This window comes from Cryobacterium sp. TMT2-15-1, assembly GCF_004402345.1.
Taxonomy (GTDB): Bacteria; Actinomycetota; Actinomycetes; order Actinomycetales; family Microbacteriaceae; genus Cryobacterium; species Cryobacterium sandaracinum.
Window position 1 is genome coordinate 1 of sequence record NZ_SOGD01000057.1, and the last position, 22,956, is coordinate 22,956.

The window sequence follows — 22,956 nt, forward strand, 5'->3', positions numbered from 1 at the left end:
CAACAGCAATATTCGGTGGCCCCCAAACACGATACCGGCCACATCGACCGGTGGCCCCCAACGTCAATATCGGTGGCCCCCAGGAGCGCTAATACTCAACCAGGGCGCGAGCCTCGGGGTGCCGGCGATCACGGCGTACCGCGCGCTGACGGTGGCCGAAGACGGACCGCGGCGGCTGCACCCGGGCGCCCTGGCCGGGAAGGTCGTGCTGGTGGCCGGCGGGGCAGGTGCGGTCGGGCACGCGGCGATCCAGCTGGCCCGGTGGGCGGGGGCATCCGTTGTCACGACCGTGAGCGGACCGGCGAAAGCGGCGCTGGCCACGGCCGCCGGCGCACAGCACGTGCTCACCTACACCGACCCGGACGTCGTCGCCCAGATTCGGGCGATCGCGCCGGAAGGGGTGGACCTGATCGTGGAGGTCGCACCGGCTCAGAATGCGAAGCTCGACTTGGCCGTCATCCGTAATCGGGGGTCGATCGCGGTCTACGCCAACAACGGCGGTGACCAGGTGACGCTCGACGTGCGCCAGCACTTCAGCCTCAACGTGCGCTACCAGTTCGTGCTGCTCTACACGGTGGGCGCCGACGTGATTCGGGCGGCGGCCGAGGACATCAACTCGGCCCTCGTCGACGGCGCGCTGAGTGTGGGGGAGGAGGCTGGGCTGCCGCTGCACCGCACCGACCTCGCGCACACGGCGGATGCCCATGCCCTGGTCGAGAGCGGAGTCGTCGGGAAGGTGCTGATCGACGTGTCGGCGGGCCGGTAGGAGAGCCCGCACCCACGCGATCCCACGGGATAGATTCAGGTCCACGGGTGACGGGCCGACACCTGGGTTTCGGCGACGTATCCCCGACATGGCCCAGGACAACCTCGTCGACTTTGGCTCGTGTTTGACATGGCGGCCGGTCGCGCCAGCTGGCACGCGGCCGCAAGGAGCAGGCCTATTTTCCGCGGGGTCGTGAGGGTTGGGTTTGCGCGCACTCAGCGCCCCACTATGGGGGCATGCCGCTTGCCAAGCACGCGCCCGGCGCGCAATAGAGTGGCGGTTCCGCGTACGTTTCATGCGGTTAACCCTGACTCAAAGGAGCCCCATGGAAGCCGCTGCCATCACGACCTGGACTTTCGTTTCTGAGGTTCCGATCCCGGCCGATGTGGAACCCATGCTGGTTCCGGGCGAGAGGGCGGTCGCAGCCTACAAAACGTTCCGTGACAGCGCGGTCTTCACCACCAAGCGACTCATCGTGCGGGACGCCCAGGGAATCACAGGCAAGAAGGTCGAGATGTACTCGTTGCCGTACTCGAGCGTCAACATGTGGTCGTCGGAGAATGCCGGCTCGCTTGACATCAACGGCGAAATTGAGCTGTGGACGCGCGCCGGGCACATCAAGATCAAGGTCGGCAAAGCCGTCGATGTGCGAGCACTTGACCGCCTCATCACCCACGCCGTACTGGGCGCTGAGCTTGCGGTCGTGTAACTGCCAGGCGCCTTAGGTGCTGCCCCCGGGGGGGCTCCGCTGCGCCGCACCGACCTCGCGCACACGGCGAATGCCCATGCCCTGGTCGAGAGCGGCGTTGTGGGGAAGGTGCTGATCGACGTCTCGGCGGGTCAATAGGAACTTGCGAACTGGGCTCGCACACGATGCACTGTGCGAGCCCAGCCGATGCTCAGTAGCTGCCGGCCGCTCCGGCGGGAGTAGCGCCGGAGAGCAGTGCCGCACTGCCGGAGACACCGAGGCGGGTCGCGCCGGCCTCGATCATGGCCAGGGCATCGTTAAAGGTTCGCACACCGCCCGAGGCCTTGACTTCGGCCCGGTCGCCCACGGTCTGCTTCATCAGGCGAACGGCGTGCACGGTCGCCCCGCCGGCGGGGTGAAAACCGGTCGAGGTCTTGACGAAGTCGGCCCCCGCGGCGACGGATGCCTGGCACGCGCCGACGATCTCGGCGTCGGTCAGCGCGGCGGATTCGATGATCACCTTGAGCACCTTCGGTGCGGGGACGCCTACACGAACGGCCGCGATATCGGCCTGCACGTCCGCGAACCGGCCGGCCTTGACGGCACCGATGTCGATGACCATGTCGACCTCGTCCGCGCCCTGCTCGATGGCGAGGGCGGCCTCGGCGGCCTTGATAGCGCTGTGGTGCTTGCCGCTGGGGAAGCCGCAGACGACCGCGACCTTGAGGTCGGAGCCGGCGGGGATGCAGAGCGGCAGCATCGACGGGGAGACACAGATCGAGTAGGTGCCGAGCCTGATGGCCTCGGCGATGAGTGCGGTCACGTCTGCTGCGGTGGCCTCGGGCTTGAGGAGGGTGTGGTCGATGTGCTGGGCGACGATCGCGGAGCTGAGGGAGAGGGTGGAGGTCGAAATCATGGTGTGTCCTTAGTTGGTTACGGGTTCGGGTGCGGGTTCGCCTTGGCGCTCCAGGACCACGATGAAGGCGCGGTAGAGCACCAGTCCGAGGGCGGCGACCGCCGCGAGAATCAGCAACACCGTTCCGTAAGAGGCTGCCTGGTCGGTGCCGGTGATGCCCCCGAGCAGGTTGGGCTTCAGGTCCATCAGGGTTGCGGTGTAGGCGATGCCGATCGGCACTGCCATGTTGATGGTGAGGTTGTAGAAGCCGATGGCGATACCGGATTTCTCGACCGGCACCCGCCCAATGGCGGTCGATACGAGTGGGCCGTACATCAACGCGAAGCCCATGCCGAACAAGACCATCGAGATCACGAAGATCCCGATCCACTTGTCCACCACCAGAGCCGGGATCAGCATCGAGGCGGTGATCACGATCAACGCCGTGGTGATGGCCTGCTTGGAGGTGAGGAACCGGGCGATTTTGCCGGTGGCCGAGCCGACGATCACGGCGGCGATGTAGCCGGGGATCAGCAGCAGGGAGACCTCACCCAGGTTGTAGCCGTAGATGTCGGATACCAGGAATGGGAAGAGGAACGTGTAGCCGAGCTGGACCGAGTAGATGACGAATACCACGCTGATCATCAGCGAGTATTGTGCGTTGGCGAAGAACGCGATGGTGATCACGGCGTTGTCGTTGGTTCGGATGTGCCAGATGAACAGGATCAGCCCCGCGATGACTGGCACCAGGTACCACGGGTTGAAGTTCTGCATGAACAGGATGATGCCGGTGGCGAACACCGCGATCAGGAAAAGCCCGAGCACGTCCACGTGGCTGTCGTTCGTTTCCTCCGCAGCAACCGTGCGGAGCACGAGCGGGATGGTCAGCAGGGAAAGCAACGTGACCAGGAAGAAGGCCGCCCAGCCGATGTAGGTGGCGATGAAGCCGCTGCCGACGGTGCCGATCAGTAGCGACAGTTGGAAGGCTGCGGTGCTGAAGCCCAGGTACTTCTTCTGCTCGTCGCCCCTGAAATGCTTGGTGACGTAGATCACGTAGAGGGTCTCGGCGGCCGCCAAGCCGGCGGTCTGGATCAGCCGGCCGACCAGGACCAGCCAGAAGTTGGCCTGGAAGATGAAGCCGACGATCGACCCGATCGTCATCACGAGGATCGCGAAAATGATGAGTTTCCGGATACTGATCGAGTCGGCCAGCGCGGCGTAAACTACGGCACCGATACCGATCAGGATGCCGGTCAGCGTGGCTTGCAGGCTGACGGTGTTGACGGGCAGGTTGAGGTCCTGCGCCAGCGCCGGCGACATGAACTTGAAGCCGTTGTCCAGCACCAGCGAAAACACGAAGAGGAACAGCAGGATAGGAACGGCCCGGGTCGGTGTGAAGGCCGGGGTTGGACGCTTGGCGTGACTCGCGTTGCTCATCAGATCAGTTCCAGCGCGATCTCGATCATTCCGGTGAAGGCGGTCTGCCGTTCCTCGGGGGTGGTCTTGGCGTTGGTGACGAGCTGGTCGCTAACAGTGAAGATGCCAAGCGCATCGACGCCCCCGGCCGCGGCGTTGGCGAACAGCCCTGCCGACTCCATCTCGGCGGCCAGGATGCCCATCTTCATCCACTTCCCCATGGCGTCCGGATCGGCGCCGTAGAACAGGTCGGACGAGAGCACATTGCCCACGTGGGTGCGTTGACCGCGCTCGTCGGCGATCCGTTTGGCGTGCTCGAGCAGCCTGTACGACGACAGCGGCGCCCATGAACCGGGCAGGTTGAACTGGTGCAGGTAGTTGGAGTCGGTCGACGCGCCCTGGGCGATAACTACGTCGTAGAGCTCCATGTTCTTCTGCATGGCGCCGCAGCTGCCCACCCGGATCAGGTTCTTGACCCCGAAAAAGTGGATCAGCTCATAGCTATAGAGCGAGATGGAGGGGATGCCCATACCCGTGCCCATCACGGACACGGGACGCCCCCGGTAAGTGCCCGTAAAGCCCAACATGTTGCGAACCTCGTTGAAGCACCGGATGTCGTCGAAGTAGGTCTCGGCGATGAATTTTGCTCGCAGCGGGTCCCCCGGAAGGAGGATCGTCTCGGCGATGTCCACCCCTTTCGGATCAATGTGCGGCGTGCTGCTCGTGGGGGGATACAGACCCTTCATCGTTAACGGTGATCCGACCCTCGTGGTGGTTGAACTCATATTGACCCCTTCGTCTGCATAGTATGAAGTTATACCTCTCAGGTAGCATATCAAATGTGATACGTTCGGGGTGACAAGGAGGCCTCGTGGCGACCCGTTTGGAACCGCACCCGTTCTTTCACCAGCAGCTCTACCTCACGGTCGGCCAGCCGATTCGAGTCGCCGTCTACACGCGGCTCGCAGATGGAATCCGCTCTGGTGTGTTCCGGCTCGGCGAAATGCTGCCGAGGGAAACAGAGCTCTCGGCAATGCTCGGCGTCAGCCGCACACCCGTACGCGAGGCGCTGATGCTCCTCGAAGAAGACGGGTTACTCGTCACCCGTCGCGGAGTTGGACGATTCGTGACGGACTTCATCCCGCACGGCGGACTGGAGCAGCTGCGGCCATTTGAGATCGCCTTAGCCGACCCGAACATGACGTTGACTGTCCAGCCGGTGCGCTTCGAGTTGGAAGGGGTTACAGACTTCGTGTCCCACCGACTCTCGCTCGACCCGGCTGCCAACGCCTGGATCCGCGAGAGCGTCTTGCTGCAGGATGGCGTTCCCGTTGCCACTGTTCAAGAGCATCTCCCCGCTGGGCGCTACCTCAGTGATGTGAGCGCGCGAATCGCATCCGAACTCTCGGAGATCGCCGCCGAACCACGGACACTCCTCGCATCCATGCAGGCCAACGGCCACGTCTTCACAAACAGCGTGTGCCAGATCGTCGCAACCGACGCTGGCCCCACGCGAGGGAAACTGCTGAACATAGAGCCGGCAGCGGCGGTCCTCGTTCTGACCCAGACAGCGGAGCACGGCGGAGTTCCGATCTACGCCGCAAAATGTGTCGTCGCGCCCGGGCACGGGTCACTGTCGGTAAGGCAACACAACCCGAACTAGGGGTGCTTTTCGGCGACTGGGCTTAGTCGCGGGCGATGCGCAAAGCTGCGGTCTCTATCGCGCAACGGTGAACCCTTATCGAATGTCGACGATCTGCTTGCCGAGCGGCATCAGCGCCACTGGAATCAGCTTGAAGTTGGCGATCCCGAACGGGATGCCGATGATCGTGAAGCAGAGCGCGATGCCCGAGAAGAGGTGCCCAAGGGCGATCCAGAAGCCGGCCAGAATCACCCACACGACGTTGCCGAGGAAGGACCCGACGCCCGCGTTCGGCTTGTCGACCACGGTCTTGCCGAACGGCCAGAGCGCGTAGACGCCGATCCGGGCCGCTGCGATGCCCCAGGGGATGGTGATGATCAGCACGAACATGATCAGCGCCGCCAGCATGTAGCCGAGGAACAGCCAGAAGCCCGAGAACACGAGCCAGATGACGTTGAGGATAATTGTCATAGTGATTCCATTCTCTCCCTGGTGGCCGGGTCGCCGGGCCGACGGTGTGGCTCACCGAGCGCGTGATCCTGCCGATTCCCTGAGCCGGGTGGCGGCGAGGGTGGCGTGCGCTGCCGCGATGACAGCGTCGAGGTGGATGCCGCGGCGCCGCAGAACCTGAGGGCCGCTGCCCGACTCGCCGAACTCCTCGATCGACACCACGCGCCCGTCGAGGCCCACCCAGCGGTACCAGGCATCGCCGCGGCCGGCCTCGACGGCGACCCGGGCACGCAGGGCCTCCGGCAGCACGACCTCGCGGTAGTCGGTACTTTGCTCCGCGAACCACTCGACACAGGGCATGGACACGACCCGGGCGCAGATGCCATCCTCAGCCAAGCGTGCGGCGGCTTTGATCGCGAGGTGGACTTCACTGCCGGTGGCGAGGATGGCCAGGTGGTTCCCATCGCCGTGCTGCCAGCGCACGTAACCGCCGGCCGTGACCCCCGCGGGGGTGGTGTCGTGGCTCTCGAGCACGGGCAGGTCCTGCCGGCTGAGGACGAGGGCGACCGGCCGGTCGGGGGAGGCGAGAATACGACGCCAGGCGGCGACGACCTCGACGGAGTCGGCGGGGCGCACCACGTCGAGCCCCGGAACGGTGCGGAGTGACGCGATCTGCTCGACCGGCTGGTGGGTGGGGCCGTCTTCGCCGACGGCGACCGAGTCGTGGGTGTACACGTACACCGCGCCGAGTCCCATTAGTGCGCCGAGACGGATGCTCGGCCGCATGTAGTCGCTGAACACCAGGTAGGTGGAGGCGAACGGGCGCCACGGCCCTTGCAGGGCGATGCCGTTGAGGATGGCGGCCATGGCGTGCTCGCGGATGCCGAACCGGATGAACTCGCCGGCAGGGTTCGCGGCGGAGAAGCGGTCGCCGTCGACCTCCACGGTGGTGGAACCGGCGAGGTCGGCGGAGCCGCCCCACAGCGGGACTGAGCCCTGCAGCGCGCGGAGCACGGCGCCGTTGGTCTTGCGGGTGGCGATGGTGTCGCCGGCGCTGCCGACGTTCACGGTGTCGAGGGCGGAGCTGTCGAACTCGCCGCCGCGGAAGGCGGTCCAGCGCGCCGCCGCCTCGGGGTCGCCGGTGCTCCAGGTGGTGAGGTCGGCCTCCCAGCTGCTGTGTAGTTGCTCGCCGCGGGCGCGCGCACCTCGGGTGTGCTCGAGGGTCTCGGGGTCGACGAGGTCTTCGAGGGGAGCGTCGGGTGCGAAGCCCAGTGTTGTCTTCACCGCGGCGAGTTCGTCGGCGCCGAAGCCGCCCGAGTGCGCAGCCGACGAGCCACCGAACTTCGCGGAGGGGGTGCCGATGACCGTGCGGAGAGCCACGAGGGTGGGGCGGCCGGTGCGTTCCGCTGCGGCGCGGAGGGTGTGTTCCAGAGCGTCAAGGTCGTTCGGGGTGTCGATCTCGAGCACCCGCCATCCGTAGGCCCGGTACCGGGCGCGCACGTCTTCCGTGAAGGTGTCGGCGGTGCTGGAGTCGATGGTGATGCCGTTGTCGTCCCAGATCAGCACCAGGTTGTCGAGGCCGAGCGTGCCGGCCAGGCTCGACGCCTCACCGGAGACACCCTCCTGTAGGCATCCGTCGCCCGCCAGTACCCACACGCTGTGGTCGAGCAGGGTGGAGCCGGGGGTGAACACGGCGCTCTCGTGCCGGGCGGCCATGGCCATGCCCACGGCCGAGGCGACGCCCTGACCGAGCGGCCCGGTGCTCATCTCCACGCCCACGGTGTGGTGCACCTCGGGGTGCCCCGGTGTCTTCGAGCCGAGGGTGCGGCTCTTGGCGAGGTCGTCGAGGGTGAGGCCGTAGCCGGTGAAGAACAGCTGGGTGTAGAGCAGAAGACTGGCGTGACCGGCCGAAAGAACGAATCGGTCTCGGGCGGGCCAGTCGGGATGGGCGGGGGAGTGGCGCAGAACTCGGGAGAACAACACATGGGACAATGGCGCCAATGCCATGGCGGTGCCGCCGTGTCCGTGACCTTTTGCCTGCACTATGTGGGCGGCCAGGGCCTGGGCGCTCGCGACGGCGCGAGCGTCGAGTTCGGTATGCGTCATCGTTGACGAGGGATTCGGGATTTCGGTAGCCATGCGAGATACTTTGGTATACAAATGTACGTAAGTCAATAACGGATCCGTCGGGTGTGTAGCGCGCCTACGGATGCGTCGGAGGGGTATGAATACGATGGCGCACACTCTATCCACGGGCTCGGGCGTGGTGCTCGGCCTGATCCGATCCGGCCTCGCCACCACCCGCAGCGACCTCATCGACCAGCTCGGCTGGTCGCGGATCACCCTGGCGCGGCGCCTGGACGAACTGTTGCTCGCGTCGATCGTGGTGAGTGTGGGGCAACTCGATTCCCGCGGCGGCCGCCCACCCGAGGAGTTCGCGGTCAATCCGCACGCCGGCCTGTTGCTTGCCGTGGACATCGGTGGATCGCACACCCGGCTGGCCATCACCGACCTGGTGTCCACCATCCTCAGTGAGGATGAAGCCGACATCGGACTGAGCGAGGGGCCGGCCGAGATCTTCGAATGGGCCGGCCAGGTCTTCGACCACATGCTCGATCGGCTCGGCAAGACCCGCGCCGACGTGGTGGGGATCGGCGTGGGTGTGCCCGGACCGGTCGATTTCGTGACCGGGCGGCTCGCCACCGGGCAGGTGGACGCGCAGTGGGACGGCGTCTTGGTGAAGGACTATTTCGCCGGCCGCTTCGACAATGCCGTATTCGCCGTGGACCGAGACGTGAACATCATGGCGCTCGCCGAGGCGCGGCGGGGCTGGAGCGAATACCGAGACGTCGCGGTGCTCAAAGCCGGCATCGGGGTCGGTCTGGCGTTTGTGCTCGACGGCTCGATCTACCACGGCTCCCGAGGAGGCGCAGGCGATCTCAGCCCGGTGCGCACCGGCGGAGCTCGCACCGAACGGCTCGAAACGAGCGCCAGCGGTGCGGTGATCCGCCGCGAACTGCAGCGCCAAGGCTACCGGGTGCGCACCAGCAACGACATCGTCGGCCTCGCCAACCAGGGCGACCCCGAGGCGCTGCGGCTGCTCAACGAGACCGGCACCGCCATCGGGCAGAGCCTGGTGCACGTGGTCGGTCTGCTCAACCCGCAGGCCGTGGTGGTCGGCGGCAACCTTGCCCAGGCCGGCGAGCCGTTCCTCGGCGCCATCCGCGACGCTATCTTCGCCGGCGCCCGGGATTTCGCTCTACAGGGGCTTGTGGTGGAGAAATCTCGTCTCGGCCACATCGCCGGCATCACGGGAGCCTCGCTCATCGCCCAGGACGCACTCTTTGAACCCGACCGCATCAGCCGGCTCACTCGTGGCGGCCTGCCCGCTCTCTCCCTGCCCGTCCCGTCGATCTAACTCGCGCTGGAGTCCTGGCAGTTTCCACACTTCCCGCGCCCGCCATTCGTTGCCCACGACGCCATTTGGCGACGCTAGATAGTCAATTTCAAAAACTTTGGTACATTTGTAGACAAAAGGTCGCTTAGGCTTGTACAGTCATCCCAATCGCCCTCGCAGTCAGGGGGTGGATCGAATCCAAACAACGGAGTTAATTCGTGGCATTCAACCTCGCCGAATCACTGTCGTCCATCGTGACCCAGGCGGATGCAGCCGACTGGCGCGCCGCGATCCGTCTCGCCGGCGACGGCCTCGTGTGGGGTGGAGCAACCACGGATGCCTACACCGACGAGATGATCGACGCGGTCGAAAAGCACGGCCCCTACATCGTCATCGCCCCGGGCATCGCCCTGGCGCACTCACGGCCGTCGTCGGCGGTTCTCACCGGCGGACTCAGCTGGGTGAGCCTGGCCACCCCCGTCGAATTCGGCAACAAGGCCAACGACCCCGTCAACCTCGTGATCGGGCTCGCCGCCGTCGACCACGACGCTCACCTCACCGTGATGCGTGCACTCGCCGGTGTTCTCTCCGACAGCTCGGCCATGGAGCGCCTCACCGCGGCCACCAGCCCCGACGACGTTCGCGCCGTGCTCCGCGGGCTCTCCTCGGTCGCGTAAAGCGCGGCACACGCATCCACCCCACTCTTCTTCACTCTTCTCTCACCCAATCGAAAGGCACCCCATGAAGATCGTCGCCGTCTGTGGAATGGGCATTGGAACCTCAGTGCTGCTGAAAATGAACGCCGAGAAGGTTCTCGCCAAGCTCGGGATCGATGCGGATGTCGAGGCCGCCGACATGGGCGTGGCTCGCGGCGCCGCTCAGACGGCCGAGATCGTGCTCACCTCGGCGGAGCTGGCCGAAGAACTCGGCGATGTTCCCGCCGAGGTCATCGTCATCAACAATTTCTTCGATCTCGAGGAGATCACCGAGAAGCTCACCGCCGCAGTCGAGTAACCCCTTTCACCTTCCCTTCTCACAGAATATGGAGCTCCCACAATGGAGTGGCTCGTCGTCGTACTGAACTTCATCGGACAACAGATTCTCAATGTGCCGGCCTACCTGATCGGCATTATCACCGCCATCGGCCTGATGGCGCTGAAACGCAACGCCGGGCAGGTGATCGGCGGCGCACTCAAAGCGGCGCTCGGCTTCCTGATCCTCGGCGCCGGCGCCGGCGTTGTGGTGGGCTCCCTTGACCCGCTGGGCAAACTGATCCTGGCGGTCACCGGCGCCCAGGGCGTTATTCCCACCAACGAGGTCATCACCGCCATAGCGCAGGATGAGTTCGGCGCCCAGAGCGCCTACGTGCTCACCCTCGGGTTCCTCGTGATGCTCGCCCTGGCCCGCTTCACCCCGCTGAAGTACGTCTTCCTCACCGGGCACCACATGGTCTTCATGGCCACGATGCTCACCGTGGTGCTCTCCGTCGGATTCGGAGACGGCGCCGGCTGGCTCGTGGTCGTCATCGGCGCTCTGCTGCTCGGTGTGATCATGGTGGTCATGCCCGCGTTCGCGCACCCCTGGACCAAGAAGATCACCGGCAACGACACCATCGCGATCGGCCACTTCGGCACCCTCGGCTACATCGCTGCCGGTGCCGCCGGCCAGGCCGTCGGTCACCGCAGCAAGTCGACCGAAGAGATCAAGTTCCCGCAGGGCCTCAAATTCCTGCGCGACTCGATGGTCGCCACCTCACTGTCGATGGTTCTCATCTACATGGTCTTCGCCATCTGGGGCCTCATCGCCCTGCCGCTGCAGGAGGCGCTGGACATCTTCGGCTCCGCCGACGCCGGCGCGTTCATCATGGCGGCCTTTGCCCAGGCCCTGCAGTTCGGTGTGGGTGTCGCGGTCATCCTCTACGGTGTGCGCACCGTGCTCGGCGAGCTGGTCCCCGCGTTCCAGGGGATCGCCGAAAAGGTTGTGCCCGGTGCGCGTCCCGCGCTCGACATCCCGATCGTGTTCCCGTTCGGCGCCAACGCCGTGCTCATCGGCTTCCTGAGCTCGTTCGCCGGTGGCCTCCTTGCGCTAGGTGTGCTGGCAATCTGGCTGAACCCGATGTTCGGGCTCGCACTGATCCTCCCCGGCATGGTGCCGCACTTCTTCACCGGTGGTGGAGCCGGTGTCTACGGCAACGCAACCGGCGGACGCCTCGGTGCCATGCTCGGTGGCTTCGTCAACGGCGTGATCATCACCATCCTGCCCGCCATCCTGCTGCTGGTCCTCGGCGACTTCGGCTTCGCCAACAGCACCTTCGGCGACGCCGACTTCGGTTGGTTCGGCACCCTCGTGGGTGTCAGCGTCGGTGTGGGCGGCGGACTCGGGGTCGTCCTTGCGATCCTCATCGCCGTGGTGCTCGTCAGCGTCGCGATCGTCTACCAGATCCACGTTGTGGACAAGGGCTGGGTGCCCGGGGCCAAGCGTGACGTCTGGATCGCCGAAGAGAAGGCGGCCGAGAAGGCCGTTCTCGACGCCGAGAAGGCTCGTCGCAAGGCGGAAAAGGAAGCGGCGGCCGAGGCCGGTTAGGTTCACCGGCTCGACGTTTCGCCAGAGGGCGGCCCCGCGGTGCGGGGTCGCCCTCTGTTCCTGTTCGGAGTGCTTCGGGGCTGGGTTCTGACACCTGTACCGGCTGGGAGCACGGTCAACGTATTCGACCTGGTCACGCCGATCGGCGTGAATCGTTCCAGGTTTGTTCGCTCAACCGTGCGTGCGAGTGCCGCGTTCAGGGCAGCGATGTCGAAACTCGACGGATCATTGACATCTATGCCATCTTCCGCCAAGAACGGTGCCATCTCCTAAAGAAGGTCATTGGCCATGCCTGGCCGGTGGACCATGCCGGCTGCGCCGAATGCGCTTCGGAAGTTGGGGTCGTCTAAGGGAGTGGACATGCTCCGAGCTTGGGCGCGGGGCGGCTGCGAAGTCGCGGTGAGGAAGGCGGTTTCGTGCGATTTTCGGTATGCCTGCGCGATCGGTGATGCCGCACTGGTGCGCGTCGTGGGGCCGAAGCCCGAGATGAGGGCAAGGCGAGAATCTTTCCACCCCCGCCCGCGTTATCCCTGACGTGAAGTCCATTGTGTACAGCCAGACCGGCGACCCGTCTGTGCTCCAGCTCGTCGATCGACCGGTGACCGAACCCGGAGTCGGCGAGGTGCGGGTGCGGATCGTGGTCAGCGGCGTGAACCCCACCGAATGGAAGTCGCGCCGCGGCTCGGCGCCGGGCCAGGCGCTGGCGTTCGACGACGTGGTGCCGGGCCAGGACGGCGCCGGCATCGTGGAGGCGGTCGGCGCTGGGGTGCAACATGTGTCGGTGGGCGACCGGGTGTGGCTGGCGCTCGCCGCGTATCAGCGCGCGAACAGCGGCTCGGCCCAGGAGTACGCCGTGCTGCCCGCGGAGCGCGTCTTTTTGCTTTCCGCGAATGCGAGTTTCGACCAGGGCGCGAGCCTCGGAGTGCCGGCGATCACGGCGTACCGCGCGTTGACGGTGGCCGAAGACGGGCCGCGGCGGCTGCACCCGGGCGCCCTAGCCGGGAAAGTGGTGCTCGTGGCCGGCGGAGCAAGTGCGGTCGGGCACGCGGCGATCCAGCTGGCCCGATGGGCGGGGGCATCCGTTGTCACGACTGTGCGTGGGCCGGCGAAAGCGGCGCTCGCCACGGCCGCCGGCGCGCAGCACGTGCTCACCTAAACCGACCCGGACGTCGTGGCCCAGATCCGGGCGATCGCACCGGAGGGGGTGGACCTGATCGTGGAGGTCGCACCGGCCCAGAATGCGCGGCTCGACCTGGCCGTCATCCGTAATCGGGGGTCGATCGCGGTCTATGCCAACAACGGCGGCGACCAGGTGACGCTCGACGTGCGCCAGCACTTCAGCCTCAACGTGCGCTACCAGTTCGTATTGCTCTACACGGTGGGGGCCGACGTGATTCGGGCGGCGGCCGAGGACATCACCGCGGCCCTCGTCGACGGCGCACTGAGCGTGGGGGAGGAGGCAGGGTTGCCTCTGCACCGCACCGATCTCGCGCACACGGCGGACGCGCATGCCCTGGTCGAGAGCGGCGTTGTCGGGAAGGTACTGATCGACGTGGCGGTGGGGTTCGCTCCGGCGGCGTGAGCAATGTGAACCGTGAACCGTGAACCGTGAACCGTGAACCGTGCGCTCTGAGCAGGGAGTGACGGCCCGCGCCCGCCGAACGCGCCAACGCTCACCCCCAGTGTCGCCGGAGCTTCAGCCCATTGAATGGCCAACCGCCGACCTGCGCCCATCGTGTGCACTCTTCGGGGAACGAGCGCCGAGTAAAACCCGGGACATTTCTGCGTCAGCTGCGTGCGCAAGACATCAACTGCGGCGTCGCTTCCAACGGCGTCAGTACAGCCAGTTAACGCAAGGCGAACTTTCGTTCAGGTGGCCTGGGGCGGTATTTGCTGCGACTTAGTGTGAATGAACCGTTGCTAAAACTTGATTCGGTCGGTGAGTGGCCATCTGCCCTCTCGCGGCCCAGAAAAGGACTCACAATTGAACAAGCGCATTCTCACAGCGGCCACTCTTGCGGCCGTGCTTCTGGGCACCGTCGCGTTGGCGTCATGCAGCAGCACGGCAGGCGAGGCGTCGTCGGGGGAATCCCCCGGAACCCTCATCGTCTACACGAACAGCAATTCGGATGGGCGAGGGGAATGGGTGACCGCCAAGGCCGCCGAGGCCGGGATGAAGATCGAGATCGTGGGGCTGGGCGGGGCCGACCTCGCCAACCGCATCGTCGCCGAGAAGAATAACCCGGTGGGCGACGTCGTCTTCGGCCTGAACAATATGTTCTTCGAAACGCTGAAGGCAGAGGATGCCGTCACCGCCTACACGCCGGAGTGGTCGGGGGATGTCGACAAGAAAGCCGGTGACGCCAAGGACGGGGCGTTCTGGCCCCTCGTCGAACAGGCCATCGTCACCGTCTACGACACCAACACCGTGACGAGCGCAGACGCCCCAAAACAGGTCAGCGACCTGTGGGACGGCGCCGAATACCACGGCCGATACGAAGTGAACACCAGCCTCGGCCAGGCCACCCCGCAACTGGTTCTCGCCGGCATGCTCGCGCCCTATGCCGACGAGAAGGGCGACCTGGGCATCTCGGATGCCGGCTGGAAGCAGGTGCAGGACTACTACAAGCACGGTTCACCAGCGATCGAGGGCACCGACCTGTATGCGCGCCTGACCCGCGACGAGGTCGACTACGGCGTGCTCCCGAGCAGCGGAATCACCAGCCGCGACGCCGAATACGCCACCAAGACCGGCGTGATCAGCCCGGAAGACGGTGTCCCCTACGTCACCGAGCAGATCGCGGTCATCAACGGCACGCCGCGCCAGGACCAGGCCGAGAAGTTCATCGACTGGTTCGGCGGAGCCGAGGTGCAGGGCGAGTTCGCCGCCGAATTCGCGTCCTACCCGGTGAATGAGAAGGCTCGCGCCGAGGCGCTTCCGGAGGTCGTCGAACTGATCGAGTCCCTCCCCAAGCAGGACATCGACTGGTCGCTGACCCGCGAACGCATCTCCGAGTGGGTCGAGAAGACCGAGCTCGAGTACCTGCCCTAAGTCTCGGCCCGGGCACGAACAGTCATGATCAGATTCGAGAACGTCGAAGTGAGCTTCGGCGAGAAAATCGTTATCCCGGACCTGACCCTCGAGATCGAGCAGGGTGAGTTCTTCACCCTGCTCGGGCCCTCCGGGTGCGGCAAGACGACGGCCCTGCGCACGCTCGCCGGGTTCATCGAACCGTCCCGGGGTGAGATCTACATCGACGGGAAGGTGGCCACCCGGCTGCCGAGCGAAAAACGCAGCGTGGGCATGGTCTTCCAGAACTACGCGCTGTTCCCCAGCATGAGCGTGTGGGAGAACATCGCGTTCGGCCTGCGGGTGCGAAAGACCAGGAAGGCCGAGACGGCGCTGCTCGTCGACGAGATCGCCGCTCAGGTCGAGCTCAGCGAGGAGCAGCTCGCGAAGAACGTGTCCGAACTCTCCGGTGGCCAGCAGCAGCGGGTCGCCATCGCCCGGGCCCTCGTGCTCAAGCCGCGCATCCTGCTGCTCGACGAGCCCCTCTCCAATCTCGACGCCAAGCTGCGCGTGCAGCTGCGCGAACAGCTGAAGAACCTGCAGCGGGAACTCGGCATCACCACGGTGTACGTCACGCACGACCAGGAAGAGGCCCTCACCATGAGCGACCGGATCGCCGTGTTCAACCACGGTGTGGTCGAGCAGGTAGGCACCCCGGAGGAGATCTACAACCGCTCCGGCACCGAGTTCGTCTGTACCTTCGTCGGTGCGATGAACAAGCTCTCGGGCGACGTCGTGCACCAGCTGCGCCAGCGCGGTGGCACCGGTCTCGCACCAGCGAAAACGTCGTACCTGCGCCTGGAGAAGGTGTCGTTGCAGGCGCCCCCAGGCAACACGGATGCGATCCGGCTCGATGGCGTTGTCGCCGGCCGTTCCTACCACGGCTCGCACAGCACCTACACAATCGACAGTCATGGCAGCAGCATTCGTGCTCTGGTGCCCGAGGGCGGCGGATCTGCGCTCGAACCGGGTTCTGCGGCGCGACTGTATATCGACCCGTCGTCGATCCTGCAGTACTAGAGGGGAACATCCGTGCGCACTTCGTCGTGGGCTTCAATGTTCCGATCCCCGTTCGTCGTCATCATCACTCTGGTGACGCTGTGGTTCGTGGCGACGTTTTTGGTCTTCCCGAACGCCAACCTGCTCATCAGAACCTTCTTCCCGGAGGGTCAGTTCAGCTTTCGGGCCGTCGAGAAACTGGTCAGCTCCGAACGTGCGATGAACAGCCTCTGGCACAGCTTCGCGTTGGCCGCCACGCTGGCCGTCACGGTGAATGCCGTCGGCATCTTCATCGTTCTCGTCACCGACTATTTCAAGATCCGGGGCGCACGGATGCTGTGGCTCGGCTACGCCACCACCCTTATCTACGGGGGCATCGTGCTCGCCGCCGGCTACAACTTCATCTACGGCCGCTACGGATTCGTCACCAACGCCGTGCGCAACTGGTTTCCCGAGATCGACCCGAACTGGTTCTCCGGTTACTTCGCGGTCGTCGTCGTGATGACGCTGGCCACGACGACGAACCATATGCTTTTCCTGGGATCGTCGCTGGCGAAGATCGACTACCAGACCATCGAGGCGGCGCGCAATATGGGCGCATCGACCATGGGCATCCTCTGGCGAATCGTGTTGCCCGCCCTGCGCCCGATGATCTTCGCCGTGACAGTTCTCACCTTCCTGACCGGTCTCGGCGCACTGACAGCGCCGCTCGTGTTGGGCGGCACCGATTTCCAAACGATCGCCCCGATGATCCTCACCTTCTCCAAAAGCACCGGGTCGCGTGACCTCGCCGCGCTGCTCGCCGTGATCCTCGGCCTGGCGACCATCGTGCTTCTGGCAATGATGAACCGGGTCGAAAAGTCGGGGGTGTACTTCTCGGTGGCGAAGGTGGCGACCCCGCTGCAAAAACAGAGAATCCCGAACCCAGTGGCGAACGCTGCCGTGCACGTGGCCGCCTACGCTCTCTTCGTCGTCTACGCGACGCCGGTGCTGCTGATCGTGCTGTTTTCCTTCGTGCACTCGAGTGCCATTGTCACGGGGAGCATCAGCTGGAATTCGTTCACGCTCGACAATTACGCCACGGTCTTCGGCACGCCCGCGGTGCTCCGGCCGTTCGTGGTCAGCGTCGTCTACAGCGCGCTGGCGTCGGTGATCGTGGTCGGCGGGATGCTGTTCGTCTCACGGTTGCTGCAGAAGCACCGCAACCCGTTGACCGTCACGCTGGAGTACCTGCTGCACATCCCCTGGATCCTGCCGACGATTCTCATCGCCCTCGCCCTCGTCATGACGTTCGACCGCCCCAACGCGATGGTCGGCGGCCAGGTGCTGACGGGAACGACGAGTCTCCTGCTGATCGCCTACGTGATCGTAAAGATCCCGTTCACCCTGCGGTTGCTCAAGGCGGCTTTCGCGTCGGTGCCGGAGTCGCTCGAGGATGCCGCCCGCATCCTCGGTGCCGGGTCGATGTTCACCCTTCGCACGGTGCTGGTTCCGCTGGTTCTCCCGACCGCGGCTGCGATCACGGCGCTCAATTTCAACAGCCTGCTCGACGACTATGACGCCGCGGTGTTCCTGTATCACCCGCTCTACCAACCCCTCGGTGTTGCGATCAAGGCGAGCACGGAGGGGGAGAACAACCTCGACTCCATGTCGATCACGTTCGTCTACACCGTGCTGCTCATGATCATCATGGGGTTCACCATGTACCTGGTCTACGGGCGAGGAGGCTCGTCGACGAAGCGCCATACGCGCCGCGCGCGCACTGTCGCGGCGAAGTAGTCGGGGCGGAGTCCTCCCTGCGGCTGAACATCAGCCCGAGCGGTCAGGCTCCACGTGCGGCAGGCCAAGCGCCTTGCCCGCGTGACCGAAGGTCGATCTGCGATCCGGAGTCAGACTGCCGACTCCGCGGCATGCGTCACCGCGTCGAGCACGGCCCGCACGGCCGCCGGGTCGCCGAGGATGCGGAAGTGCCCACCGACCCGGAGCTGGATGTTGCGGGCGCCGACGAGTTCACTGCCCTCGGGGACATGCGGGTCGAACACCCCGTAGATAGACGTGATGCGGTTGTTGACCCGGTGGTCCAGGCCGAGGTCGTGCAGGGCCATGTTGGCGGGAGCGAAGGCACGGATGCTTGGCACGACCCAGTAGCGCGCATAGCGGGAACCGCCGAAGGGTGAACTGATCGCGGTCATTCCGCTCACCCGGCGGCCCGGGTCATCCGCCGTCATGAGCAGTTTGCCGATCAGGCCGCCCTTGCTGTGCGCCACGATGACGACGCCGTTCAGGCTCTCCCGCTTGAGGTAGGCGGCCACGGTCGCTGCGGCATCCGCCAGAGACCGCCGGTTGCGGCCGAGCTTCGCCACCACGTGCACCGGATGCCCGTGGCCATGCAGAATTTCAATCAACGGTCGCATGAACTGCCAGGATTCGTACACCCCCGGGATGATCACGATCGGGGCTTTGGCGCCGGAGCGGAAGTCCGTGGGCCGGGCGCGGGAGAGGAACGCACGGGTCTGGCCGGTCGCCGCATAGACGTAGTCGAGCAGCCACCACCAGGCCTCGCGCAGATGGCGACTGAGCAGACGGGGGTTCAGGAGGCGGCGAATCATTGTGCCGGGTGCGCGACCGACGGAAGCCGGAGGGCGTGCCCCTCGATGATGGCGGCGGTTTGCACGGCGGCACTGTGGTGCACCAGGTGGCGGTGCCCCGCAACCTCGAACACATGCCCGTCCGGCGCGGCGGCGGCCAGTGCTGCGCACCAGGTGCTGCCGGAGACGGGGTCGTTGGTGCCGCGGATCACGAGGACGGGGGAGCGCACCTCGCCAAGGGCCAGGTCGGTGCGGTAGCCGAGCATGGGGACGAGCTCGGTGGAGAACCAGCGCGGGCCGCACTCGAGGTAGTCACGGAACACGATCAGATTGCCCGACGGCGACTCCTTGGTCACATCCCGGGTCAGGCCCAGGGCCTGTTGCACGGCTGTCGACCGGCGGGGATCGGTGACAGGGCCGATCAGAACCAGGTGGGAGACGGCATCGGGGCGTTGCCGGGCCACCTCGGTGACGAATTGGGCGCCCATCGAATGGCCGACCAGGACCGCCCGCGGCACCTCGAGTCGATCCAGTAGCCGGCCGAGCAGGGCACCGTATTCTTCGACAGCAAGCGGCCGAACGGGCCGGCGGGTGCCGCCGAATCCGGGCAGATCGAGCGAATGGGTGTGCCCGGTGGCGGCCAGGCTCCGCTGCACCCGGCGGTAGTAGCGGTGCGACGCCCCGATGCCGTGGACCAGCAGGTAGGTCGGCGCGTCCGGCGACGGCGAGGTGCTTTTCAGGGAGTGCACGGTGAATTGATGCCCCTCCACCTCGATGCTGCGGCCACGGGCAGGAACAGCGGCCGCGCGCCGTCGTTCGACACGCACTCGGTCGGTGCTCGTCACAGGGTTTCCTTCGGGTTCAGGTGCCAAAATCCTAGCCTCCGGCAGTGTCGGGTGGCCTGGGCGCTCACGGGGGCTGAGACATCCGTCACTGATAAGACGAATGCGGGCCGGATTCGTCACGCCTGCGGCGCCGATCGGCGGCTCTCGACGACCCGCGCCATCCCGCAGGATAGAAGGCATGGCCCACCGTCAACGAAAACCCGCCGATTCTGACCCCGCCCGCGACCGGGCGGACAAGACGTGCGCCTCGTGTGGGCGGCGCATCGAGTGGCGCGCGAAGTGGGCCGACAACTGGGATTCGGTGAAGTACTGCTCGAGCGCGTGCCGCGCACACGGGGTCACGGCGACCGACCTCAAGCTGGAAGAGAGCATCACCACACTGCTCAGTGCGCGGGCGACGGATGCCACGATCTGCCCGTCCGAGGCGGCGAAAGTGGTCGGCGGTGAGAGCTGGAACGACCTCATGGAGCCGGCCCGACGCGCCGCACGCCGTATGGTCGCCCGCGGCGACCTGCAGATCACGCAGGGCGGGGCCGTGGTCGATCCGTCGACGGCGAAGGGTCCGATCCGGTTGCGGCGGGTGCGGGCATAGGCGCGGTGACCCGCGCGGGGCGAGCATAACTCCTGCAAATTCTGCCTGCCGATTTGTCCACCCGCGTAATCACGCGGATCATGCGGGAAGTCTCACCGTATTGCAGGAGTTATGCGATGAGGGTCGGCAGCGGCAACTGACCTGTTCGCCGCCACCGCGCGGTCGCCGCTCGTCACCTAACGGATTGGTTCACCCCGAGCCGATAATCGGCTCCGTGGTGCTCCTCGGGCAGACGGTCGCCGCGCCCGTGCAACTTGTTGCGTAGAGTGCCCTCGACGTACTCCTCCGGGTAGGCCCCGCGACGACGCAGCTCCGGAATCACGAACTCGACCACGTCTTCGAACGTTCCGGGTGTGATCGCGTAGGCGAGGTTGAATCCGTCAACATCGGTATCGGCGACCCACTCCTGCAGGTGATCGGCAACCTCTTCCGGTGAGCCGACGATGAACGGCCCCAGGCCGCCGATTGCGCCGAGCTTCGCGATGTCACGCACGGTCCACTCGGAGCCGTCATCATTCGCCGCCTGAAAATTTGCCACCGCCGACTGGATCGCGTTGCTCTTCACGTTGCCGATCGGCTCGTCGAGGTCATACCGGGAGAGATCGACGCCCATCCAGCCCGACATGAACACCAGGGCGCCTTCTTCGCTCGCGTAGGAGAGGTAGTCCTGATGTTTTGCGTGCGCCTTCTCGCTGGTCTCGTCGGTGATGATTGTCAGCAGCGTGTAGATCTTCGCGGAGTACCGGTCTCGACCGGCCTGCTCGAGCGCATCCCGGATCTTGCTCACGGTCGCGGTGAGGCCGGACTTGGTCGAAGCGGCCACGAAGATCGCCTCGGCGTTGCCGGCGGCGAAGGCGATGCCGCGCGGCGATGCCCCGGCCTGGTAGATCACCGGCGTGCGCTGCAACGACGGCTCGGACAGGTGGATCCCCGGCACGGTGAAGTTCTTGCCGTAATGCCCGATCTCATGCACCTTGCTCGGATCGGTGAACACCCCGGTCTCCCGGTCGCGGATGACGGCATCGTCTTCCCACGAGCCCTCCCACAACTTGTACAGCACCTCGAGATACTCGTCGGCGACGTCGTAGCGGTCGTCATGCTCCAATTGGTCTTCATGCCCCATGTTGCGGGCGGCGCTCGGCAGATAACCGGTGACGACGTTCCAGCCGACGCGACCCTTCGTCAAATGGTCGAGTGTCGACATCCGTCGTGCGAACGGGTACGGATGCTCGTACGCTGTACCCGCGGTCACGCCGAACCCGAGGTTCTCGGTCACCGCCGCCATGGCGGAGACGAGCAGAATCGGGTCGTTCACGGGAACCTGGGCCCCGTGCCGGATCGCTGCCTCGTTCGAACCGCCATAGACGTCGTACGTTCCGAGCACATCGGCGATGAAAATGCCATCGAAAGTGCCTCGCTCGAGCAGCCTGGCCAGGTCGGTCCAATAGGAGAGGTCCTTGTATCGCCAGGACTGGTCAAGCGGATGCCGCCACATTCCTGAGGACTGGTGGGCGACGCAGTTCATGTCAAAAGCGTTGAAGCGAATTTGTCTGGGCATGCCACCCATCCTGTGGCGCGGTCGTTGACGGCGCCACAGCACTCGCCATTTGGCGTAACACACGGGAGCTACGGGCTGATCGTCTTCTCGGTCGCCCCTGCATCGGCTCCAGCACTTCGGGCGCAATTCTCAGCGTGCTCGGTTGGCGCTGAATGTTCAACCTCGTGCTCCCGATCGCCCTCAGCAACCTGTTCGCGATGCCCGCAGCTTTCTTTATCCGACGGTCGGTGGCTGCGGCACGCCTGATCGAGGTGCACGGCCTGCCGAATCCCGTGTCAATCCCCGGCTACCCATGACCCTCGCAGGTTAAAATGAGCGTTTGTACAGAAACATGAGGCAGGATAGGAAATCTTGCCTGCGCCATCCCCCGAAAGTGCAGGCGCGAGGCTCAGTGAGCCGGCGCGCTCATGCGTGCGGGCTTGCGTAACACGGAAGTCAAGCGCACATACATGCCCGAAACACCCGAAGAAATCCGCATCCGATTCGCTGCCCAAAATAAGCGAAGCAACAGCATTCCCAGCAGCAACGGCACCACCGGTCCCGGCACGATCAAACGCCCGCACCGCATCGCTATCATCGCCACGAGTGTGCTCGCCATCACCGGCCTCGCAGTCGGCGCCGGCTTCGCCGGTCAGTCCGCCTCCGCCACCCAGGACCGCGTCTCGGCCACAACCGCACTCGCCGACAGCACCGGCCTGCACCGTGAACAGCTCGGCGCCTACAGCGCGGTCGCCAAGGCGCACGTCGACAACTCGGCCTCCATCACCCTGAACGAGGCCAACCAGGTCATCGCCGCCACCCAGGACAAGGTGGATGCCTCCAGCCTCGCCGCGGTCGCCAGCTCGCTCGCCAGCTACGAGATCCTCCCTCTCGACGAGATCACCTCGCTGACCGCCCAGACCAAGGCCGAGACCGCCGCCGTCACCGCGGCGTCGATCGAAGCCGACCGCGTCGCCGCCGAGGCTGCCGCCGCGGCCGCAGCCGAGGCAGAAGCGCAGGCCGCCGCCGAGTCCTCCCGCGCCCAGTCGGTGGCGGGCGGCAACACTCCCGCCGCCGCGCGCGCCACGGCCCAGGCCATGGCCGCATCCCAGTACGGCTGGGGTGCCGACCAGTTCTCCTGCCTGAACCAGTTGTGGCAGAAGGAATCGGAGTGGAAGTACGACGCCGTGAACTCCAACGGCGGAGCTACCGGCATCCCGCAGGCGCTGCCCGGCAACAAGATGGCGACGGCCGGCAGCGACTGGGCCACCAACGCGACCACGCAGATCGCCTGGGGCCTGGGCTACATCAAGGCCTCCTCCTACGGCACCCCGTGCGCCGCCTGGTCTCACTCGCAGGCCAACAACTGGTACTGATGCCCTGATTACCCGCAGCACCAAGGCCGGTCGTCCCCTCGTGAAGGGGCCGACCGGTTTTCTCGTTGCCGGGCTCTCAGCTGTCGGTTCGCATGCACCGAAAAAACCCGTG

Annotated in this window: 20 protein-coding genes and 2 pseudogenes; 14 read left to right on the forward strand and 8 right to left on the reverse strand. The window is 65.6% G+C overall.

The window, feature by feature from the left end:
- Positions 1 to 97: 97 nt before the first annotated feature.
- Together E3O62_RS15180 and E3O62_RS15185 are read left to right on the forward strand one after the other, a co-directional pair.
- Positions 98 to 766: pseudogene (locus E3O62_RS15180) on the forward strand (zinc-binding dehydrogenase); the annotation flags it as partial.
- Between the two features lie 325 nt (positions 767 to 1,091).
- Positions 1,092 to 1,475 (forward strand): PH domain-containing protein, encoded by a 384-nt coding sequence (locus tag E3O62_RS15185; protein ID WP_134399058.1) that lies wholly within the window; start codon positions 1,092 to 1,094, stop codon positions 1,473 to 1,475.
- Positions 1,476 to 1,665: 190 nt separating this feature from the next.
- Here E3O62_RS15185 and deoC read toward each other — a convergent pair whose 3' ends face one another.
- The 3 genes from deoC to deoD are packed head-to-tail and all read right to left on the reverse strand — an operon-like array spanning position 1,666 to position 4,550.
- A complete protein-coding gene (gene deoC, locus E3O62_RS15190; RefSeq protein ID WP_134399059.1) occupies positions 1,666 to 2,370 on the reverse strand; it encodes a deoxyribose-phosphate aldolase in 705 nt (234 codons plus the stop codon).
- A gap of 9 nt (positions 2,371 to 2,379) precedes the next feature.
- Positions 2,380 to 3,786, reverse strand: a complete 1,407-nt coding sequence (locus E3O62_RS15195) for an MFS transporter (protein WP_134399060.1) — start codon at positions 3,784 to 3,786, stop codon at positions 2,380 to 2,382.
- Entirely contained in the window at positions 3,786 to 4,550 is a 765-nt protein-coding gene (gene deoD / locus E3O62_RS15200) for a purine-nucleoside phosphorylase (protein WP_370448385.1), read from the reverse strand. The genes E3O62_RS15195 and deoD overlap by 1 nt, the downstream gene beginning before the upstream one ends.
- An 86-nt stretch (positions 4,551 to 4,636) precedes the next feature.
- On the opposite strand from deoD, the gene E3O62_RS15205 reads away from it, so the two are divergent.
- On the forward strand, positions 4,637 to 5,428 hold the full coding sequence (locus E3O62_RS15205; RefSeq protein ID WP_134393532.1) for a GntR family transcriptional regulator: 792 nt from the start codon (positions 4,637 to 4,639) through the stop codon (positions 5,426 to 5,428).
- A gap of 75 nt (positions 5,429 to 5,503) precedes the next feature.
- Here E3O62_RS15205 and E3O62_RS15210 read toward each other — a convergent pair whose 3' ends face one another.
- Positions 5,504 to 5,878, reverse strand: a complete 375-nt coding sequence (locus E3O62_RS15210; RefSeq protein WP_134399061.1) for a YccF domain-containing protein — start codon at positions 5,876 to 5,878, stop codon at positions 5,504 to 5,506.
- A 51-nt stretch (positions 5,879 to 5,929) separates the two neighbouring features.
- Complete coding sequence (gene tkt, locus E3O62_RS15215; protein ID WP_134399062.1) at positions 5,930 to 7,996, reverse strand: transketolase; 2,067 nt, start codon at positions 7,994 to 7,996, stop codon at positions 5,930 to 5,932.
- Positions 7,997 to 8,090: 94 nt separating this feature from the next.
- Between tkt and E3O62_RS15220 the strand changes: the two genes are divergently transcribed.
- The 8 genes and pseudogenes from E3O62_RS15220 to E3O62_RS15255 all read left to right on the forward strand — a co-directional run bounded on the left by E3O62_RS15220 (position 8,091) and on the right by E3O62_RS15255 (position 17,685).
- On the forward strand, positions 8,091 to 9,275 hold the full coding sequence (locus E3O62_RS15220) for an ROK family protein (protein WP_134399063.1): 1,185 nt from the start codon (positions 8,091 to 8,093) through the stop codon (positions 9,273 to 9,275).
- Between the two features lie 197 nt (positions 9,276 to 9,472).
- Positions 9,473 to 9,931: a PTS sugar transporter subunit IIA gene (locus E3O62_RS15225; RefSeq protein WP_134393536.1), complete on the forward strand. Its 459-nt coding sequence runs from the start codon at positions 9,473 to 9,475 to the stop codon at positions 9,929 to 9,931.
- 64 nt (positions 9,932 to 9,995) lie between these two features.
- On the forward strand, positions 9,996 to 10,268 hold the full coding sequence (locus E3O62_RS15230) for a PTS sugar transporter subunit IIB (RefSeq protein WP_134342816.1): 273 nt from the start codon (positions 9,996 to 9,998) through the stop codon (positions 10,266 to 10,268).
- A gap of 42 nt (positions 10,269 to 10,310) precedes the next feature.
- On the forward strand, positions 10,311 to 11,837 hold the full coding sequence (locus tag E3O62_RS15235; protein WP_134393537.1) for a PTS ascorbate transporter subunit IIC: 1,527 nt from the start codon (positions 10,311 to 10,313) through the stop codon (positions 11,835 to 11,837).
- Between the two features lie 535 nt (positions 11,838 to 12,372).
- Positions 12,373 to 13,419: pseudogene (locus E3O62_RS15240) on the forward strand (NADPH:quinone reductase).
- A gap of 402 nt (positions 13,420 to 13,821) precedes the next feature.
- Positions 13,822 to 14,889 (forward strand): extracellular solute-binding protein, encoded by a 1,068-nt coding sequence (locus tag E3O62_RS15245; protein ID WP_134399064.1) that lies wholly within the window; start codon positions 13,822 to 13,824, stop codon positions 14,887 to 14,889.
- A gap of 24 nt (positions 14,890 to 14,913) precedes the next feature.
- A complete protein-coding gene (locus tag E3O62_RS15250) occupies positions 14,914 to 15,927 on the forward strand; it encodes an ABC transporter ATP-binding protein (RefSeq protein WP_134399065.1) in 1,014 nt (337 codons plus the stop codon).
- A gap of 36 nt (positions 15,928 to 15,963) precedes the next feature.
- Entirely contained in the window at positions 15,964 to 17,685 is a 1,722-nt protein-coding gene (locus E3O62_RS15255; protein ID WP_241973540.1) for an iron ABC transporter permease, read from the forward strand.
- A gap of 110 nt (positions 17,686 to 17,795) precedes the next feature.
- On the opposite strand, the gene E3O62_RS15260 is transcribed toward E3O62_RS15255, so the two are convergent.
- Both E3O62_RS15260 and E3O62_RS15265 read right to left on the reverse strand, forming a co-directional pair.
- The gene (locus E3O62_RS15260) at positions 17,796 to 18,515 is read right to left on the reverse strand and encodes a triacylglycerol lipase (protein WP_134399067.1); all 720 of its coding nucleotides are present in this window, start codon (positions 18,513 to 18,515) and stop codon (positions 17,796 to 17,798) included.
- Positions 18,512 to 19,339 (reverse strand): alpha/beta fold hydrolase, encoded by an 828-nt coding sequence (locus E3O62_RS15265; protein WP_166784905.1) that lies wholly within the window; start codon positions 19,337 to 19,339, stop codon positions 18,512 to 18,514. Before E3O62_RS15265 ends, E3O62_RS15260 begins: the two co-directional genes overlap by 4 nt.
- Before the next feature lie 178 nt (positions 19,340 to 19,517).
- Between E3O62_RS15265 and E3O62_RS15270 the strand changes: the two genes are divergently transcribed.
- Entirely contained in the window at positions 19,518 to 19,931 is a 414-nt protein-coding gene (locus E3O62_RS15270) for a DUF2256 and DUF3253 domain-containing protein (protein ID WP_134393543.1), read from the forward strand.
- Between the two features lie 172 nt (positions 19,932 to 20,103).
- On the opposite strand, the gene E3O62_RS15275 is transcribed toward E3O62_RS15270, so the two are convergent.
- Entirely contained in the window at positions 20,104 to 21,489 is a 1,386-nt protein-coding gene (locus E3O62_RS15275; RefSeq protein ID WP_134399069.1) for an LLM class flavin-dependent oxidoreductase, read from the reverse strand.
- Between the two features lie 152 nt (positions 21,490 to 21,641).
- Here E3O62_RS15275 and E3O62_RS16705 point away from each other — a divergent pair, with 152 nt between their 5' ends.
- Both E3O62_RS16705 and E3O62_RS17265 read left to right on the forward strand, forming a co-directional pair.
- Entirely contained in the window at positions 21,642 to 21,785 is a 144-nt protein-coding gene (locus E3O62_RS16705; RefSeq protein WP_166784630.1) for a hypothetical protein, read from the forward strand.
- 153 nt (positions 21,786 to 21,938) lie between these two features.
- Entirely contained in the window at positions 21,939 to 22,844 is a 906-nt protein-coding gene (locus E3O62_RS17265) for a hypothetical protein (RefSeq protein WP_241973541.1), read from the forward strand.
- The last annotated feature ends 112 nt before the right edge of the window (positions 22,845 to 22,956 follow it).

Coding starts and splice junctions, on each gene's coding strand:
- E3O62_RS15235 (WP_134393537.1), top strand. CDS start 10,311: ATGGAGTGGCTCGTCGTCGTACTGAACTTCATCGGACAACAGATTCTC.
- E3O62_RS17265 (WP_241973541.1), top strand. CDS start 21,939: ATGCCCGAAACACCCGAAGAAATCCGCATCCGATTCGCTGCCCAAAAT.
- E3O62_RS15210 (WP_134399061.1), bottom strand. CDS start 5,878: ATGACAATTATCCTCAACGTCATCTGGCTCGTGTTCTCGGGCTTCTGG.
- E3O62_RS15195 (WP_134399060.1), bottom strand. CDS start 3,786: ATGAGCAACGCGAGTCACGCCAAGCGTCCAACCCCGGCCTTCACACCG.
- E3O62_RS15255 (WP_241973540.1), top strand. CDS start 15,964: ATGTTCCGATCCCCGTTCGTCGTCATCATCACTCTGGTGACGCTGTGG.
- E3O62_RS15270 (WP_134393543.1), top strand. CDS start 19,518: ATGGCCCACCGTCAACGAAAACCCGCCGATTCTGACCCCGCCCGCGAC.
- E3O62_RS15250 (WP_134399065.1), top strand. CDS start 14,914: ATGATCAGATTCGAGAACGTCGAAGTGAGCTTCGGCGAGAAAATCGTT.
- E3O62_RS15185 (WP_134399058.1), top strand. CDS start 1,092: ATGGAAGCCGCTGCCATCACGACCTGGACTTTCGTTTCTGAGGTTCCG.
- E3O62_RS15220 (WP_134399063.1), top strand. CDS start 8,091: ATGGCGCACACTCTATCCACGGGCTCGGGCGTGGTGCTCGGCCTGATC.
- deoC (WP_134399059.1), bottom strand. CDS start 2,370: ATGATTTCGACCTCCACCCTCTCCCTCAGCTCCGCGATCGTCGCCCAG.
- E3O62_RS15230 (WP_134342816.1), top strand. CDS start 9,996: ATGAAGATCGTCGCCGTCTGTGGAATGGGCATTGGAACCTCAGTGCTG.
- tkt (WP_134399062.1), bottom strand. CDS start 7,996: ATGGCTACCGAAATCCCGAATCCCTCGTCAACGATGACGCATACCGAA.
- E3O62_RS16705 (WP_166784630.1), top strand. CDS start 21,642: ATGTTCAACCTCGTGCTCCCGATCGCCCTCAGCAACCTGTTCGCGATG.
- E3O62_RS15275 (WP_134399069.1), bottom strand. CDS start 21,489: ATGCCCAGACAAATTCGCTTCAACGCTTTTGACATGAACTGCGTCGCC.
- deoD (WP_370448385.1), bottom strand. CDS start 4,550: ATGAGTTCAACCACCACGAGGGTCGGATCACCGTTAACGATGAAGGGT.
- E3O62_RS15260 (WP_134399067.1), bottom strand. CDS start 18,515: ATGATTCGCCGCCTCCTGAACCCCCGTCTGCTCAGTCGCCATCTGCGC.